General features: G+C 53.2%; 10 protein-coding genes. 1 reads left to right on the top strand and 9 read right to left on the bottom strand.

What is annotated here, in order from left to right; translation table 11 throughout:
* Positions 1 to 55: 55 nt before the first annotated feature.
* The 9 genes from IPG80_RS18365 to IPG80_RS18325 form a co-directional block, all read right to left on the bottom strand.
* Positions 56 to 1,003, bottom strand: coding sequence for a pyridoxal-phosphate dependent enzyme (locus tag IPG80_RS18365; protein ID WP_345110007.1), 948 nt, complete (start codon positions 1,001 to 1,003; stop codon positions 56 to 58).
* 72 nt (positions 1,004 to 1,075) lie between these two features.
* Entirely contained in the window at positions 1,076 to 1,990 is a 915-nt protein-coding gene (locus IPG80_RS18360) for a D-2-hydroxyacid dehydrogenase (protein ID WP_345110004.1), read from the bottom strand.
* 121 nt (positions 1,991 to 2,111) lie between these two features.
* Positions 2,112 to 3,137 carry a DNA-binding response regulator gene (locus IPG80_RS18355; RefSeq protein WP_345110002.1) on the bottom strand — a complete coding sequence of 342 codons (1,026 nt, stop codon included), beginning with the start codon at positions 3,135 to 3,137 and terminating at the stop codon, positions 2,112 to 2,114.
* The gene (locus IPG80_RS18350) at positions 3,134 to 5,296 is read right to left on the bottom strand and encodes a GAF domain-containing protein (RefSeq protein ID WP_345110000.1); all 2,163 of its coding nucleotides are present in this window, start codon (positions 5,294 to 5,296) and stop codon (positions 3,134 to 3,136) included. The genes IPG80_RS18355 and IPG80_RS18350 overlap by 4 nt, the downstream gene beginning before the upstream one ends.
* A 95-nt stretch (positions 5,297 to 5,391) precedes the next feature.
* Positions 5,392 to 6,018 (bottom strand): LysE family transporter, encoded by a 627-nt coding sequence (locus IPG80_RS18345; protein ID WP_345109998.1) that lies wholly within the window; start codon positions 6,016 to 6,018, stop codon positions 5,392 to 5,394.
* 154 nt (positions 6,019 to 6,172) lie between these two features.
* Positions 6,173 to 7,579 carry a type I glutamate--ammonia ligase gene (gene glnA / locus IPG80_RS18340; protein WP_345109995.1) on the bottom strand — a complete coding sequence of 469 codons (1,407 nt, stop codon included), beginning with the start codon at positions 7,577 to 7,579 and terminating at the stop codon, positions 6,173 to 6,175.
* 182 nt (positions 7,580 to 7,761) lie between these two features.
* Positions 7,762 to 9,351: an ammonium transporter gene (locus IPG80_RS18335; RefSeq protein WP_345109992.1), complete on the bottom strand. Its 1,590-nt coding sequence runs from the start codon at positions 9,349 to 9,351 to the stop codon at positions 7,762 to 7,764.
* Between the two features lie 65 nt (positions 9,352 to 9,416).
* The gene (locus IPG80_RS18330) at positions 9,417 to 10,736 is read right to left on the bottom strand and encodes an SLC13 family permease (RefSeq protein ID WP_345109990.1); all 1,320 of its coding nucleotides are present in this window, start codon (positions 10,734 to 10,736) and stop codon (positions 9,417 to 9,419) included.
* A gap of 183 nt (positions 10,737 to 10,919) precedes the next feature.
* Positions 10,920 to 15,683: a glutamate synthase-related protein gene (locus IPG80_RS18325; RefSeq protein ID WP_345109988.1), complete on the bottom strand. Its 4,764-nt coding sequence runs from the start codon at positions 15,681 to 15,683 to the stop codon at positions 10,920 to 10,922.
* Between the two features lie 614 nt (positions 15,684 to 16,297).
* Here IPG80_RS18325 and lysS point away from each other — a divergent pair.
* Entirely contained in the window at positions 16,298 to 17,680 is a 1,383-nt protein-coding gene (gene lysS, locus IPG80_RS18320; protein WP_345109985.1) for a homocitrate synthase, read from the top strand.
* Positions 17,681 to 17,687 lie beyond the last annotated feature (7 nt).

Here is a 17,687-nt window from a genome sequence, read left to right as displayed (position 1 = left end):
AGACCTGCGAATGGCAGGTCTCTTTATTTATAAGAAAATCATGGAACAGTAATAATCACTTTTGCCAGGGAAGTTTTTCCAGATCTACATTCCCGCCGCTCAGGATCACGCCGACCTTTAATCCACTCAGATCGATTTTTCTTTCCCACAGCACTGCGATCACTGTTGCTGCCGACGGTTCGATGACGATCTTGGCGCGTTCCCAAATAAACTTCATCGAATCCACGATCCCTGCCTCGCTGACCGTCACCACCTGCTCAACTCTTTCCTTAATGACCGGATAGGTCAATACTCCGAGCGAGGTAAGCAAGCCATCCGCAATTGTCTTGGGGTTCTGTGACGGGATGATCTTGCCTGCCTGCATCGAACGAAAGGCATCATCCGCCATTTCAGGTTCGGCAGCGATCACGCGAATCCCTTTCTTTGTTTCAGTTGCGGCGATGGATGTGCCGCTCAACAAACCGCCGCCGCCCACCGGCGCAAGGATCACGTCCAGGTCGGGGACTTCTTCCAGGAGTTCCAATGCCGCTGTACCCTGACCTGCCATCACACGTTCATTGTCGTATGGATGGACCACGCTCGCACCGGTGCGCAGCCTGATTCCCTCCATTGTGCTTTCTCTCGCTTCAAGCGTCGGCTCGCAAAACGTGATCTGCCCTCCGTAGCCCGCCACTGCATTTTTCTTCACCTGCGGCGCATTACTGGGCATGACGATGTACGCCGGGATGCCGCGCATTTTTGCTGCCAACGCCAATGCTTGCGCATGATTCCCGGAAGAGTGGGTGACCACTCCGCGAGCCGCTTCTTCATCCGTCAATGACCAGACCGCATTGCTTGCCCCCCGAAATTTAAATGCGCCTACTTTTTGCAAATTTTCACACTTCATGTAAACCTGCGCACCAACTTTTTCGTTCAAGCTTTTGTTGGTCAACACCGGCGTGCGGTGAATGTATGGCTTGATGCGCTGTGTAGCTTGCTGAATATCCGTCAGTGTAATTGTCATTTCATATCCTTTTTTGACGATGGACCATAGACCGCGGACCATGTTTTATCGTCCGTCGTCTATTGGCTTAATTTAATATCCTCTCTCAAAATCCACGACATATTTCAATGGCTTACCTTCCACATAAAGCTGGTAATTTTCAATAAATACTCTGGCAATATCTTCTGGCAAACTCGGTGCGGACGTGTGGAAGGTCATTGTCAGATTTGGCGCTTCCCAAAATGGATGGTCTTCAGGCAGGGGCTCTTGCTCAAAGACATCCAGTATTGCCCCGGCAATTTTATGTTGACCTAACGCCGCCAACAAAGCAGGTTCATCCACCGCCGAGCCGCGCCCTACATTGATGAACAAGGCGTGAGGCGGCAAGACACCCAAAACCTTTCCGTCGACGATCTTTTTGGTCTCTGCAGTATTTGGCAGAATGCTGACGAGATAATCCAACCCGCGGGCAAACTCAAGCAGGTCGTTGCCATGGTAATACTTGTCCACCTCTGAGCTTGCCTCACTTTCTTTTGTATATCCACGCACATTCATTCCAAAGAATTTCGCAGTCCGCGCTACTTCTGCACCGATCGAGCCGACCCCGAGCAAGCCGAGAGTCTTTCCTCTTAATGTTCCGGTGTCAAAGTCGAACCATACTTTTTCTTTTTGCATTTGGCGCAACTGAAAGATCTGCCTTTCATGTGCCAATAAATAACCAAGGATGTATTCCGACATGAGCTGCCCAAACACCCCGCGCGCATTGGTAAGGATGTAATTTTTACGAAGTGATGGCTCGAGCAGCGGTTCCACGCCCGCCCACATGGATTGTACCCAGTGGACGTTTGGGAGGTCGTTCAGCACCTTGCGAATGGACGATGGCGCTCCAAAAATGATCTCGCAGGCTTGTGTGGGTTCTTTTTCAATGATCAGATCAGGGAGATTAGCAGACTCCAGAATGGAGCGATAGACTTCTGCGTCACTGCTGAGGAGGAGGATATGCGGCATAGTGCCCCAATTTTACCCGCGGATGTGGGGCTGTATTCTTTTGTGTTCAATGAATCGCAAAACCCGCCAGGAGCGTCAAATAATTCCTGACATTCCAAGGCGGGCTTTGCAGATAACGGTTTTATTTTCCGCGCGTTGCGATTGCCGTGGCAGCTGCCCGCGTGTGGACGTCCAGTTTTTCAAAGATAGCTTTAAGATGACGTTTGACCGTGTTGGTGGTGATGACCAATTTCTCGGCGATCTCTTTGTTGGTTAATCCTTGGGCAAGTAATTCCAATACTTCGCGCTCGCGGTCGGTGAGCATACTTAACTCGTCGGGGGTCTGGCTGGATCGTTTGGTTTCAGCAAGGATGCGTTTAAAGGCGCCGCGGTCAAAGGCTTGTTTTTCGATGTAGGTGGAGATGGAATGTTCAGCATAAATACGCTGAATTTCTTCCGGCTCGGAGAGTCCGCTGACGACGATGGTGGGAATGTGATGACCTTGTGTGATCTTGAGAAGCTGCACACCATCCAGGTTTTGACCGTCACGCAATGAGAGGTCGACTACGGCGAGTGAGAATTTATCCTTGCGCAGCAAGCCCAATGCTTCACCAAAACTTGCCGAGGCAACTGGCTGAAAGTCTGCTTCGCTGAGCAGGTCTTCGAGGATGCTGCGCCACCCGGCATCATCGTCCACGACCAGAGCTTTCGGAGTGGGGGCGGCTGGAGTAACTGGATCAGGTTTCAGATTAAGCGGCGAAGCGTTGGCTTCGTCTGTTTTGGGGGCGGTGACGAGGATCCGTTGAATTACTTCTTTGAATTCACTGCGTTTGAAACTTTCCTTGCGCAGAAACGTGAAGGCGTTGTAGTCCGTCAGCGCTTTGACGGCGATCTCAACTGTGGCGAAGCCGGTCAGTAAAATGGCACGGCAATTCGGGTCGAGGTGACGGATGGCGTCGAGCACACGCAAGCCATCCTGGTTATGATGGTCGCTGGCGGAGAGGGAGAGATCCACAACGGCGAGTCGGTGTGAGTTTGCCTTAAGTGCGGCGTTGGCTTCGTCTACACTGCTGGCGGTATCGACGTCAAAACCGTTATCGGTGAGCAGCTCGCTGAGGATGCCCTGCCAGGAAGAATCGTCATCAACAATTAAGGCGCGCAGGTTCATGCTTGCTCCGCAATGGGAAAACGTAAATGGAAAGTTGTGCCGTGTGCGCCGTCACTGTCGACGGTGACACTGCCGCCGAGGCGGGTCATCAGGGTCTTGACCCACCACAAGCCAAAGCCCATCTTGCCGGGGTGGGTGCGGCTGGAATGCTCCAGTTCAAAGATCTGTTCGTGTAATTCGGAAGGGATGCCACGTCCGGTGTCGCTCACCTCGATCTCGACCCAATGCAAATTTTGTTTTCCGTTAATCGTGATCTTGCCTTTGCCTTGCATGGCGTCGACGGCGTTTTCGATGAGGTTACGAAACACGAACGAAAGGCTTTGTCCGCTGGCATGTACCATCGGCAGTTGTTCGAGCCCGTTCACTTCGATCTGAATATCAGCAGGCGCTGCAACCGCGCGCACGGCATCTGTGACTCGCGGCGCAATTTGAATGCGTTCCATGCGAAGAGGGCGCAGGTGCGAAAGATTTTCCTGCACGATCTGCATTGCCGCGGCGGCGCTGCGTTCGATCTCGCTCAGGCTTTTGGCAAGGTAGGCATCGTCTCCCAAAAGTTTTTCATATTTATCTTGAATGCCCTGCACACGGACGGGGATCACACCGACCTTGTTGTTCATGTTGTGCAGCAGGTTCGCAGAGATATCTCCGACTGCGGCAAAGGTCTCGGCGATGAGGTGCTGTTCCTGCGAGGAACGCAAAGCTTGTTGTCTTGATTCGTTTTGGACGGCGAGCACGGCATAATTGGCGAGACATGCCAATACCTTTTTGTCCCATTCAGACGTATCGCTTCGGACTTCGCCTGCTGCTGGGTGGAACGCCCCGAAGGTTCCCAAGGCTGTGTCTTCTTCTCCGCTCAGCAGCGGGATGAGCAAGACATTGGAATCTTTTGAACTTATGGGAACTTCCTTGGAGGTTTCTGTGCCGTTTGAGGCAATTAACTCCATGATCCCAGTTTCGTTTTTTAGCCAAATGGCGCTGGAAGCGGTGTTAAGTAAGTCGTTTGCCATTGCACAGAGGTGATCCAGCACGATGTTACTGGGCTGTGAGATCAGTAGTTGCGCAGCTTCTTGCAAGGCATCGAGCAGGCGCACTTCCTGAATGGCGGTCACGGCGTAGGTTGCGAGTGATTGCAGCATGTGACTGTCGTCTTCGCTGAAGCCGCCAATTCTCGGGCTTTCAAGGTTAAGTACGCCTTCGAGTCGTCCGCTGGCGTTGATCAGTGGCACGCATAATTCGGAACGCATTTCGAGGGTTGAGTCGAGCGGGTAGTACACCTCTGCCCATTGTTTCTCGCGCAAGTCACGGATGAGCAAAGGCTGACGGGTCCGTGCTACATGTGCCATTACGCTTTTGCCGTCGATGGGCAGCTTTTCCACAAGTGGACGTTCCAACTGCACCGAGCTAACTGCGCGTGTGACCAGCGATTCGCCGCTTTTGTCCAGCAGGCGAAAGATGCCATATTGTGCGTTGGTCAGCTCGAGCGCAAGTTCCAGGATCGACTCGAGCGTTTCTTCAAGTTTTTGCCTTGAGGAGATCAACATGCCTGCGCGGCGCAGACGGGTCAGCTCGTTTTCTTTTTGTGCCAGGTTTTGTTTGATACCCGTCAGGTGACGGGCATGGAAGATCGCCATTGCCGCCTGGTTGACGAAGTTGTGCAGCATCAATTCTTCGAATTGGGAGAGTTTTCTGTCTTCGTAAAGGTAGATGTACAACACACCCAAAACATCATCTGCAATGGTCAGCGGGAAGGCTGCCACAGCTTTGACCCCCAGCTTTTTTTGGTATGGATGGATCTGCAGGTCTGTTTCTTCGTATGAGAAAGTGCGTCGCTTGCGTTGAATGGAGCGGATGCCGAAGCCGTTCGAGCGCGGTATATCCTCGCTGGGGTTGATGTTCTGGGATTCGTATCCCTCGGCGTAGGCAACGACGCGTGTTTGGGCGTCTAGCGAATTTGTGAGCGGGTCGTAGGTATAAATGGAAGCGGAAAATCCCGGCACGACACGGATGGCACTTTCCACGATCAATTGCAGGCTGGAAGATTGATCTTCGCTGATGCCGATCTGATTGATGGCGGTGCTGATCTGGTTAAGGCTGGCAAGCGCCTCCAGCAGGCGCGGGTTCATGTCGTCGGATGAAATGGGAAAGGGAGGTTGTGCCATGGAGTGTGAGTTCAAGAGATTTAGTTAAGGCGATTGTACTTCATGGCGGGTGGCGGATGAAAATGGGGCGGAGAGACCTTGCCCCTACGTGATCTTTAAATAAAGCTTTGCACGGTTTGTAAACCAAGCTGAAACGCAAAGTAGAAAAGAATTAATCCACAGGCAGCATTGAGGAAGCGGAAGAAGGTTCCCGTCATCCATTGCCTGCCCCAGGCAACGAGACCCGCCATGACGAAGCACCACAGGATGGCGCCGGAAAGAAATCCGGCGAAGAAAATAGCAAAATGGATCGGTTCAGGTCCGCCCGTGATGGAGGCAAACACGCTGGTGCCGAGCCCGGTCCAGAAAACGATGTTCATTGGGTTGCCAAGCGAGAGGAATGCGCCGCTGGCAAAATCGCCGCGGTTGGATCTGGATTCAGACACATCCAATCCTTTGCCGTGGCGGGCATCCTTGAGCGCATCCCAGGCGAGTTTGACCATCAAAAAAATGCCGATCAGGCTTAGGATGGTTCTGGCAAGGGTGTTCTGAATGAGGAATGCCAGCCCTGTCAGCGCGATCAATGCCCAGGTGGTATCACCGATAAGGGACCCAAGCTGCACAAATAAAGCAGGGAAGAATCCTCTGGCAGAGCCGCGACGAAATGTCTCTGCGGTGATGACTCCGGGAGGGGCGCAAAAGGAGAGCGCAAGAAAAAAGGAGGAAATGAGAAGTGGGGTCATATTTGAAGATGGGTGTGTCGTACCAGACAGATTGAAGGATGCTGAATAATATTGGTACGACACACCCATAGGTTGAAAACGCCGACAGCCAGCTGCATACCCAAGTTCAGCAACCAACTGTCGGCGGGCGGTGAAGCGAGATCAGTGGTGCAAATTAGGCATCGAAGTACATAACGTATTCGTGCGGGGTCGGACGCAGGCGAATGGCGTCCACTTCATTGGTGCGCTTGTACTTGATGTATTCCTCGAGCAGGTCGGGGGTGAACACGCCGCCCTTGAGCAGGAATTCGTGATCGGCTTCGAGGGCATTGAGCACGGCATCGAGGCTGGAAGGTACCTGCTTGATGAGCGCCTTTTCAGCGGCGGGCAGTTCGTACAGATCCACATCCTTGGGCTCACCGGGGTCGATCTTGTTCAAGATACCGTCGATACCCGCCATGAGGATGGCAGAGAAAGCGAGGTAGGGGTTGGCGGTGGCATCGGGTGCGCGGAACTCAACACGCTTGGCTTTCCAACTCTTGGTGGCAGGAATGCGGCAGATCGCGGAGCGGTTGCGCTGAGAGTAGGCGATGTTCACGGGTGCTTCGTAACCGGGCACGAGGCGGCGGTAGGAGTTTGTAGTGGGAGAGGTGATCGCGAGAAGCGCAGGAGCGTGCTTGAGCAAACCACCGATGTAGTACTTGGCAGTCTGGGAAAGACCGGCGTAGCCCTTTTCATCGTAGAAGACGTTCTTGCCGTCTTTCCACATGGAGGAGTGAACGTGCATACCGGAGCCGTTGTCACCGAAGATGGGCTTGGGCATGAAGGTCACGGTCTTGCCGTACTTGCGGGCAACGTTCTTGATGATGTATTTGTAAAGCAGGAGGTCATCTGCCATGCGGGTCAGCGTGGTGAAGGTCATGCTCATTTCGCTCTGACCGGCGGTGGCAACTTCGTGGTGGTGTAAGTCCATCTGCACGCCGGCGGCTTGCATGGCGAGCATGAACTTGTTGCGCAGTTCCTGCAGGGTATCGGTCGGGGAGGTCGGGAAGTAACCACGCTTGGGCTGGATCTGTCCGCCCTTGCTGCCTTCACGATTGCTGCTCCACCAGCCTTCTTCAGACTCGATGGAGAACGCGGATTCATGCGGGGTGGATGTATAGCGGATGCCATCGAAGACGAAAAATTCCGCCTCAGGCGCAAAGTAGACTGTGTCGGCGAGACCCGTGCTTTTGGCGTACGCTTCAGCCTTTTGGGCTACATAGCGGGGGTCGCGGGAATAAGCTTCTTCTGTGATCGGGTCGAACACGTTGCAAGAGACAACCAAAGTGGGAGTTTCAGCGGTCGGGTCAACAAATGCGGTATCGGGGTCTGCCTTGAGCAGCATGTCCGATTCATGAATTTCCTGGAAGCCGCGGATGGAGGAGCCGTCGAAGGGGATGCCTTCCTTGAAAAAATCTTCCGTCAGGCGCTGAACGGGCATGGTAAAGTGCTGCCAGGTGCCGGGGAGATCAATGAAGCGCAGGTCTACGACCTGAACGCCTTTTGCCAATTCCAAAACTTCTTTGACTGATTTAGCCATGAATGAGTTCTCCTTACTTTTGATTTGTTTTTGTGATTGCGGGATTATAGGAGGTGGGGGGAGGGGTGGTCTATTACCCAAATGGGTACACTTAAAATAAAAAGAATGGACAGGTTGTTGCGTACCTATCCATTCTTTTCGTCCCTTACGGGAACACACCAAGGAGGGGAGAATAGCAAGGATTAGTCGGCGGGGGAGCCTACTGCGCCTTTTGGCATAACGCTTTTCAAGTCATCGCCAAGCGCATCTGTACTGGGCTCCCAATCTACTGGGTAACCCAACACGCCCATTTCAGGCATGTCCAGCCCCTGTAGCTCCACTTCACGTGAGACACGCAGGACCTTCAATGCGGCAAGTAGTTTGAAGAAGGCGAAAGATAGACCGAACACGAAAACAAAGAGGCTGAGCACTTCGAGAAACTGGGCAAGGATTTGAGTGGTACCGCCATAGAGTAAGCCTGTTACCGCAGATTCCACACCATTCCACGCGGCGGTTGCAGGGTTGCCATTGGCAAAGATGCCCACTGCCAACACACCCCAGGCTCCGTTGAAGAGGTGAACCGGAACTGCACCGACAGGGTCGTCGATCTTCCACGCATCGAGCCAGGCGGTAGCAAAACATACCAACACACCTGCGATCAAACCGATCACAACTGCAGCCCATACATCTACAAAGGCACAAGGTGCAGTGATGGCAACCAGACCCGCCAACACCCCGTTGACCGAAAGGGCTGGATCAGGTTTTTTGGAGGCGCCGAACAGCCAGGCATATGTCATGGCGGAAACACCGCCAGCAGCGCCCGCCATCAAAGTGTTGATGGCGGCAATTACAGCCAGGTCACGGAAGGCGCCAACAAAACCGAGGGATGAACCGGGGTTGAAACCAAACCAACCGAAGAAGAGGATGATGGTTCCAAGTACACCGAGGGATAAGTTATGACCTGGAATGGTATTGGCAGAGCCATCTTTATTGAACTTGCCAATGCGTGGACCGATCACGATCGCACCTGCCAGGGCAATCGCACCGCCGATCATGTGAACGGGGCCCGAGCCTGCGAAGTCAACGGCTCCATTCCCAAGCCCAAGGCTGCGACCGATATTCTGGAGCCAGCCGCCACCCCAAACCCATCCCGCGGCGACGGGGTAAATGAACATACTGACCCAAAGTCCCATCAAGACAAAGCCAATGAACTTCAAGCGTTCTGCCATCGAGCCGGTGGGAATGGTCGCAGCTGTATCCATAAAGACCATCTGAAATAGGAAGAATGCCAGTACGCCGGTGTTTGCTCCCAGACCAGTAAGCAGGAAGCCGCTGCCGCCCAGGAAGCCATGTTGACCAAAGCGGATCAACGGCGTGATGAGCTGACCGCTCCAATCACCGAGGGTGATGGGCGAGTGAGCCCATTCACCGGCAATGGCTCCGGCAGTGCTCACTTCGGGGTAGGGCAAATTGACGCCGCCAAATTGGAAGGCAAAGCCGGTTAACCAATAGCCTACCGCGCCGATACAAAAGACCATAATATTCATCATCATGGTGTGGGCAACATTCTTGTTGCGGGTGAAGCCGGCTTCAACCAGCGCGAAACCCGCCTGCATGAAGAAGACCATGAAACCACCGAGGATCATCCAAAAGATGTTAAGACCCAGTGTAAGGTCGTTCACCTGCTCGGCGGTCGGGCCGCCGTCGTCGGCGAAGACGGGCGTTACAACGACAAGCGCCATGAACAAGGTGAACATGAGAGTGTATAACCAGCGATTTTTTAAGCCTTTCATTATTCTTTTCTCCTCTTTATTAGACCTGTTCATATTGAGAGCTAAACCCAACATGAACAGAAAATTTAGAACCAACCAATCTGTCCTTTGAATAACACGCTAAAGGATGCAAAGATCATGATTGCCAGCGTGGGCGGAACTGCGACTGTCAACCAGCGCTTCCAGCCGATGGAGCCGTGATTTTTTTCCATGAATGAATATGCCACCACATTTGCGGAGGCGCCGATGGGGGTCAGGTTGCCGCCAAGGTTGACGCCCAATGCCAACGACCAGACCATGAGAGCCAGGGCGGGCGCGCCGGGCATTTGTGCCAGATCTTTGAGCACATAGCTCATCCCAAGTGCAAGCGGAACGTTATCCACTATGCCGCTGGCGAGACCGGGTACCCAATGCAGAGCCATGACCATCGCTCCGTGATCGTCCGCCGCCCAATTGGATAGACTGATCGCAAGTTGTTCAAAGAGTTGCATTTTTTCCAGTCCGCCGATCAGTACGAATAGCCCGGCGAAGAAGAGGATGCTTTCCCCATCCACCTTGAGCAAAGTTTTCTTGCGGTCATTATTTTGCATGAAGATCAACGCCAGTGCGGCAGGGATTAAGGCTGCCATTGCGGCATTGATGTGAAACCCGAGTGCGCGGCTTAAAGGGGTGTGAAAGATCAATAGGAACACGGCAAAGGCGAAAAAGGTCAACCCGATGCGGGTCATGTGGGCATGCATGGGTTCCTTGTGCAGTTCCTCGATCTCGTTGATGGTTTCTTCGTTCAACAGATCATGTGCGTTCTTCAGCGCTTTACGATTTGTTAGATAGAACATACCCAGCAAAAGCAAGGATGCAATGAGTGAGATCGGTCCGGTATGTGTGGCGAAATCGGTAAAGTTGAAGCCAAGTGTGGTGCCAAGGATGACATTGGGTGGGTCGCCCACGAGGGTGGCGGATCCGCCTGTGTTGGCGGCGCAGACTTCAGCGATGACCAAAGGCACGGGGTCGAGTTTCAGCAACCGCCCAAGTTGAAGCGTGAGGGCGGAGAGAAAAAGCATCACAGTAATGCTATCCATGAACATGGACATGATCGCGGCGAAGACGATCAGGATCACGAACAGCGATACAGGGTGATAATCGAATTTTTTCAAGGCGCGCATTGCCAGCCATTTGAAGAACCCCGCTTCTTCGAGGATGGAGACAAGCGTGAACATGCCAGCCAATAAGCCGAGGGTTTCCCAGTTGATATAGCCAAAGGCTTCCTTTGGACTTAAGATACCAAAAACGATCAGCAACCCACCACCGATGAGAGCCACCCAATGACGAGGGAACTTTTCGGTTGCAATAAAAATGTATGCCAGAACGAAAATGATTACGGTAAGTATCATGGCTGCCTCTTTCAACTTGCATAGATGACCAGACGATTGTGTTTATTCTATGGATTTGAGACGGCATTACTATTCCCCGCATGGGTTATTTTGAAACTGAAGGCATTACCCAAATGGAGCATTCATTAATAGAAAAAAAGAATCCACGAAGAACACGAATTTTTTATTCGTGTTCTTCGTGGATGAAAAGAATTTTATTTATTCAGTTGCGAATCGCTGATCTTCTTGTAAACCTTCCGGTACGACGCGGATAAATGTATTCTTCCAATCGATCAACAAACCCAATGCATTATCAGCTTCATCGCCTTGATGATTCTGACGCAACTCTTCTGCGTAGATAGTGAGCAGGTGCTGCAAGTTTTGGAAGTCGGCATCATCTACGGCTTGTACAGAGACTTTTGCGCCCTTGGCGAGTCGGCGTTGAATGGCAGGATAGTCAAAGTGTAAATGCGGCTGAAGTCGCAGATACAACACGCCGCCGGTCATGCCTGCGCACATCCACGGACCGGGGTCACCGAGCACGAGCACACGTCCGGAGGTCATATATTCGCACAAGAAGCCTTTGACGTTGGCACGCGCCCCGATGAAACCGAGGCTGTCATTGAGCGGTTTGTTGATCTCGCCGCCGATGATGACATCGGCGCCGGAGAGGCGCACACAGGCGCGCGAGTCCGCGTTGCCTTGCACAACGACCACGCCGCCCGTGCCGCCATAAGCAAGACTCTTCCCAACCGAGCCATCGATCAGGATGCCGTTGTGGTTATAGCCTTTCATGATGACCACACGTCCGCCAGAGATACCTTTTGCCACGCCATCTTGTGCGCCGCCTTCGACGAGGATGTGAACCGGGTCGGCATTGTATGCGCCAAGTCCATTGCCGGGCACGGAGCTGCTGGTAAAGTGCAAATTCGTGCGCGGAACCGCATCCGACTCGACATCTTGAATGGGCAAACGCCAGGTCTCGCGGTTGCCGCCCATGCCGCCGTGACCCGGTGACCAACTCCAGTTGTTGCGGAAGCGGGTCATCGCGCCGGTGAGATGCGTGCCGAGGGCACGATCTACAGGCGTGACCTTGTCATCTTCGAAGAGAATCGCATCTTGTTTGTGGGTCGTAAAACTTTCCATGACCAAATTCGAGATGACAGTGGTGAGATGATTGCGCGGTCGGTGCAGCGGACCACGGTCAATCGTCAACGCTTCTTGCTGAGGGATGGAAACGGGAATCGGTTTGGCAAGATATTCTTCAGCGGGGATGAGCATTTCGCTTAAGTCGATCTGTTTGTGATGCGAGGCTTGCAAGAGCAGGTCTGAACGTCCGACAATTTCTTGTGCCGATTCAAACCCAAGCTTTGCCACGATCTCACGTACGCTTTCGCCTAACTCATTGAAGACATTCACTAAGGCTTGTGTAGCTTGTTCAAGATCACGCGGAACAAAATGCTTAATCCCCATGCCTGTGGCTTGTTCTTTGGACTCTATTTGGGTGGTGATACCCGTATGACACGTCCCGCTCTGACAGTCACGACAGATCGTACAACCCATTGCAACCATTGCCAGTGTCGCAAAGCCGATACGGTTTGCGCCGAGGCACATCAACTTCACCGTGTCCGCCGCCGTGCGCACTCCGCCGTCAGCCCAGATCTCGACGTCGTTGCGCAACCCAGCCTCCGTTAAGGTGCGATGCGCTTCAACGATTCCAATTTCAGCGGGCAAGCCAACATGTTTCAACGAATGCTGTCGCGCCGCGCCCGTCCCGCCGTCGAAGCCGGTCAGGTAAATAATATCGGCTCCGGCTTTGGCGATGCCGACCGCGATGATGCCGATGCCCGGCACCACCGGAACCTTGACCGCCACACGCGCCTTCGGGTTGATGGTCTTCAACTCTTCGATAAATTGCGCGAGGTCTTCGATGGAATAAATATCGTGATTGTTCGAAGGCGAGATCAAGTCCACGCCTTTGCGGGCATGGCGAGCCGCCGCCACTTTGTCGGTCACTTTGCGCGCGGGCAGATGTCCGCCTTCGCCGGGTTTCGCGCCTTGCCCCACTTTGATCTCGATCAGGTTCGACGAGTTGATGGTCTCTGCTGTGATGCCGAAACGACCCGACGCAATTTGAATGCCGCGATGGAACGGATACTTGCCGAGCAGGTCGCGGATCTCGCCGCCTTCGCCGTTCACCGAAAGCATGTTCAAACGAAACGCCGCTTCAGCATAGGCACGATAGGCGATCTCACCTTGCGAACCGAAGGACATCGATGCGATCAGGAACGGCAAACTGTGCGAGGTGATGCCCGTATCCACTTTTTCTTTTTGGATGTCTGACTCGTTCGGGCGGAATTCCAAAATATGACGGAGTGATACCGGGTTGGCTTTTGCTGTGCTTTCGACATGCGCCTCATACTCGCCCGAGCCTGCTTCGCCCTTCCCAAGCTTTCCTGCCGCCTTCCACACTTTCGGATAGAAGTGATTCACGCGTGCAAGGTCGCCGCGCCCGGCGCTGTGATACGACTGGGCACGTTTCTCGATCTCGGCATCAATGTCTGTCCATTGCAAGCCGCCATTCGCCGAGCCGCCATGATTGGGCGTGCCCAACGCGGATGCGACTTCTGCACCGAGACCGATGCTGGCGAACAAACGTCCATAGCCGCGCGCTTCGTGAATGCCCATGGTGCTGGTGGTCTTCTCGATGCCAGAGCGCAAAGCTTTGAGCGTGTTCTTCAATTTGGATTTGATCTCATCTGTGACTTCGGTTTTCTCTTTGAACGCCGCTTCGAAGAGCAGGTACGGCACGACTACATCTGCGCCCATGCCGAGGGTGAGGATCAAATCATGGAAATGGCGGATCGCGCCGCTGCGAATGGCGAGAGCGGCACGTCGGCGCAGGTTGACCGAGTCGGCGATGGAGACCAAGCCGAAATCGATCTTGCCTTTGTCATCGCGCGAGAGCGGAGTCGGTTGTGGGTCGTGAGGTTCGTACGCGGCGAAACTCTTGCGCAAGGCTTTGTCCACGATGCCGACAGCGAGGATGGGGTCGAGCCAGCCGTTACCATTTTCAAAGGCATAGGTGTCTTCGAGTAGGATGAGTTGCGCGCCGCCGCGAGCCGCATCCACGGCAGATTGGGCGAGGCGATCCAAGGCTTGTGGAGTCGATTCGCCGGGAAAAGTGATTGCTAAAAGGCGGGCGATGCCTTTAGGCGAGAAATGAGATAATAAGTTATTGAGCGTGATGCCGCCTTGCGTGGATGCGATTTCTGCTAGCAAACCTTCATCTGTGATTGGGTAATCCAACACGATGGGAGATTCGAGGGTGAAGGTCACATCGTCGTCGAGTTGATTGGGGAGCAGAGGCGGGCGTGAGCCGATGACCACCTGTGTGGAGAAATGTTCGGCTTCGCGTTCGCGGTCGATGGCGGGGTTGGTGACGACGGCAACGGCTTCTTTGAAATAGTCCGCGACGTTTTGGCGTTCAGCAGATAACGGTGCGAGCGGACCGTCATAGCCGAGCGAGCCGATGGGGTCACTGCCATTGTTCGCGAGTTCCTGCACCCATTCGCGGTCTTCGCGTCCCCAGCCAAAGGCGGAGAGTCGATTGTCGAGAGCGGGAACAGTTGTCGGCGGGGAAAGAGGCGCAGTGACTTCGTTTGCAATGTGTGTGAGTCTTTTATTCAGCGTTTCAAGCGAGCCGAATCGGCGCGTCGTCAATTTCAACATGCGTTGTTGAATGGCGGGGTAGTCGAAGACTTCCACGTTGCGTTCGCGGTGAATGCGCAGGCGCATCTTTTCGCCGGGCGAAAGTGGGATCGGGTCGGTTTGCATGGTGTCGAGGTGATAGACGCCTTTTTCGCTGGAGAAGAAATATTCCTTCTCGGTGTCGCCGAACCACAGCGGACGCAGACCAAGCGCATCGACGCTGAAGACACATTCATCGCCGAAGCGTGAGATGATGCCCGCCGGACCTTGCGCGAACGGACCGAGCGCCTGACGATAATATTTGTAAATGGTTTGCAGTTCGGGCGGGAGTTTTTCCACCTCGGTGAGGATGGGCGGGAAGGCGAGTTCCATCGCTTCGGTGAGCGAGAAATGATAGTGATGGATAAGCGTAGCAAGCAAACGGTCGAGGTCTTGCGAGTCGCTGCCACCTACGGGTAAGTCTACGCCGAGCATTTGCGATTGTTCACGCAGGCGGGCAATGGTGTTGATCTCGCCGTTGTGACCGAGCAGACTAAACGGCTGTACGCGTTCGAAACTGGTGGCGGTATTGGTGGAGTAGCGTGCATGTCCGATCGTGATGGCGGTGGTGAAGGCTGGGTTGCGAAGGTCGGGATAATACTGATAAAGCGTTTCGCTGGAGCCGCGAACTTTATAAACGACGACATTGCTCGAAAGCGAAGCGATGGAAACATCTGTATTCTTTTCGATCTCCAACGCAAGGCTGAAGAGAGTCCGTTCTACATTTTCCAGCGGACCATTGCTGACCACTCCTGCCACCTGCCATAAATATGGAACTTGCTGCCTTGCCATTTTGCCCAACGCCTGTGGACGGGTGAGCATGGGGCGTTCGAGCAAGAGGTCAATGCCCTTACCTTTGAAGAGCGATAATACTTTTTCTTTTGCGGCGGTGAGATCCGTTTCGGTATTGGGGATCATTAAATGTCCCACAAAAAAACGGCGATCTTCAGCCAGCCAGCCGGGTTTGCCTTCCTGTTCCAATGCGTGCGACCATAAAATACGTGGAATATCCGTCATAACCCCCACACCATCGCCTTCGCCATTCACTTCCCCGGCGCGATGTCCCATAATGCTCAATGCAGCTAACGCCCGTTTGAGATTCCCGTGAGTCGCTACGCCATCTTTACGAACCGCAGCCACTAATGCACATGCATCACGTTCGTCGAGCCAACTCTTTACATCTTGCGATGTTAACCAGTTGAATGACCTTTGCTGAAAAGGCTCCTTATCCATAACTTCACCTCGTTGAATTGGGATTCTTAATTCAGTCCATCGTATGATTCTTGAGATGAATTGCTACTACCCATACGGGTACTGTTAGAAAAGATTACCCATTGATTTACTGTGATTTGAAGGCTTTTGAATCCATGTGAGGGTTTTTGCAGTTTCACGATGGAGAATGAATTTTATTCTTGCGAGAATCACATCTTGATATATTTTTATTGCTTCATGAATTTCAAAAGATCACCCACAAAATCATTGACATATTTTCTACAGCGAGTAGAATAGCGCCCAATATGTTCAGAGACCACGCAAGCATCCTCATGGAGGCTAAAGCTAAGCGCAAGCCCAATTCAGCAACTGCCGTTGCCGGATCTGGGCTGTTTTTGGTCGAACAGGAAAATGAAAAGTATCAACGTATAGTTATGCTGTGCATAGCGCTGTCATAGTCGCTTATCCCTGTTTATGTATCCAAACGCCACCCGGTAACGGATGGCGTTTTTTTTGTTTAATTTTGTTCATCGTCATTGCGAGGGCGTCCCCCCCCCCCCCCCCCCCCCCCCCCCCCCGCCCCGGGCCCCCCCCCGGGCTCTCTGGCCCCCCCAATGACGGAAAAAGGAGAATGTATGCTTGAAATTTTAGATACAACATTGCGTGAAGGTGAGCAAACACCTTATGTCAATTTTACAGTTGATGAAAAGATAGAGATCGCCAAGCGTTTGGATGCTGTCGGTGTGGATATGATCGAAGCGGGGGATCCGTCTGTTTCGCCGAACGTTTCCAAAGCGATCGAACGCATCGCCTCTCTCCGACTTCGAGCGGAAGTGGTCGCCCATAGCACTGCCACACGCTCAGGCATTGACCGTGCCAAAGCCTGCGGCGCAAATCGTGTTGCGATCTTTTACGCCACTTCCAAGATCCATCTCGACTCGAAATTGCACAAGACCGAGAGCGAAGCCTTGGAGATCATCCGTGAGCATGTGAGTTATGCCAAAAGCTTAGGGCTAAAAGTCCGCTACACGCCCGAAGACGCTACCCGGACTGACTTTGAATTTCTTGTGCAAGTGTGTAACACCGCCATCCAAGCCGGTGCGGACCGAATCAGCTTTGCCGACACGCTGGGAATCATGCAGCCACACGTCCTCTTCGAGCGGATTCAAACCCTACGGGCACGCTTGCTTCCTTGCAAGATCGACTTGCACTGCCACAACGATTATGGGCTGGCTTTAGCCAATGCCATGGCAGGGATTCGCGCTGGCGCCAATTGCGTCCACACCACGGTGAACGGATTGGGGGAAAGAGTTGGCATTCCAGACCTGGCAGAAACCATCCTCGCTTTTCACAACCTTGAAGGCACGCAGAAATATGATCTGCGCCCATTGGTGGAGTTATCGAGCTATCTGGAGAAAGTCTCTGGCTTTTTGCTTGCGCCGAATAAACCCATCACCGGGCAGAACGCGTTCAGCCATAAAAGCGGAGTCCACACCAATGGCATTCTCAAAAACCCCAAGACGTACGAGCCATTCGACCCATCCATGCTGGGGCGTGAGCGCAAGATCGTCATTGACAAATACACGGGCAAATCCGCTGTGGCGGCTAGGTTGGAAGAGTACGGCATCGAAGTCAGCTTGGCAGAATTGGAAGTCATCGTCACACGCATCAAGAATATTGGTGACCAACGCAAACAGCTTTTTGATGCCGATATTTTAGAGATCGCCGAACAGGTGACCGGGCGCGAAATGGATGTGATCCCGCACGACATCAACGCCATGCTCATGCTTGAAGTCGAGTCGCATGTGTACACCTCTTCGGTGGTGCGGCGTTTACGCAGCTTTTCGAACGTCTCGAATATCTACGAAGTGACCGGTGATTACGATATCAGCGCTTTTGCGAATGCAGAGAACATGATGGCGTTGAATAATTTGATCGAAGAGATTCGCACCGTCCCTGGCATAAAGCGGACAGAGACGCGCATGGTGTTGAAAAAATATAACGGAAACAACAAGTAAGGGCGAC

Source organism: Candidatus Villigracilis vicinus, assembly GCF_016702885.1.
Classification (GTDB): domain Bacteria; phylum Chloroflexota; class Anaerolineae; order Anaerolineales; family Villigracilaceae; genus Villigracilis; species Villigracilis vicinus.
Note: the sequence above shows the minus strand (reverse complement) of the source record. Positions and strands in the feature narration are given on the sequence as shown.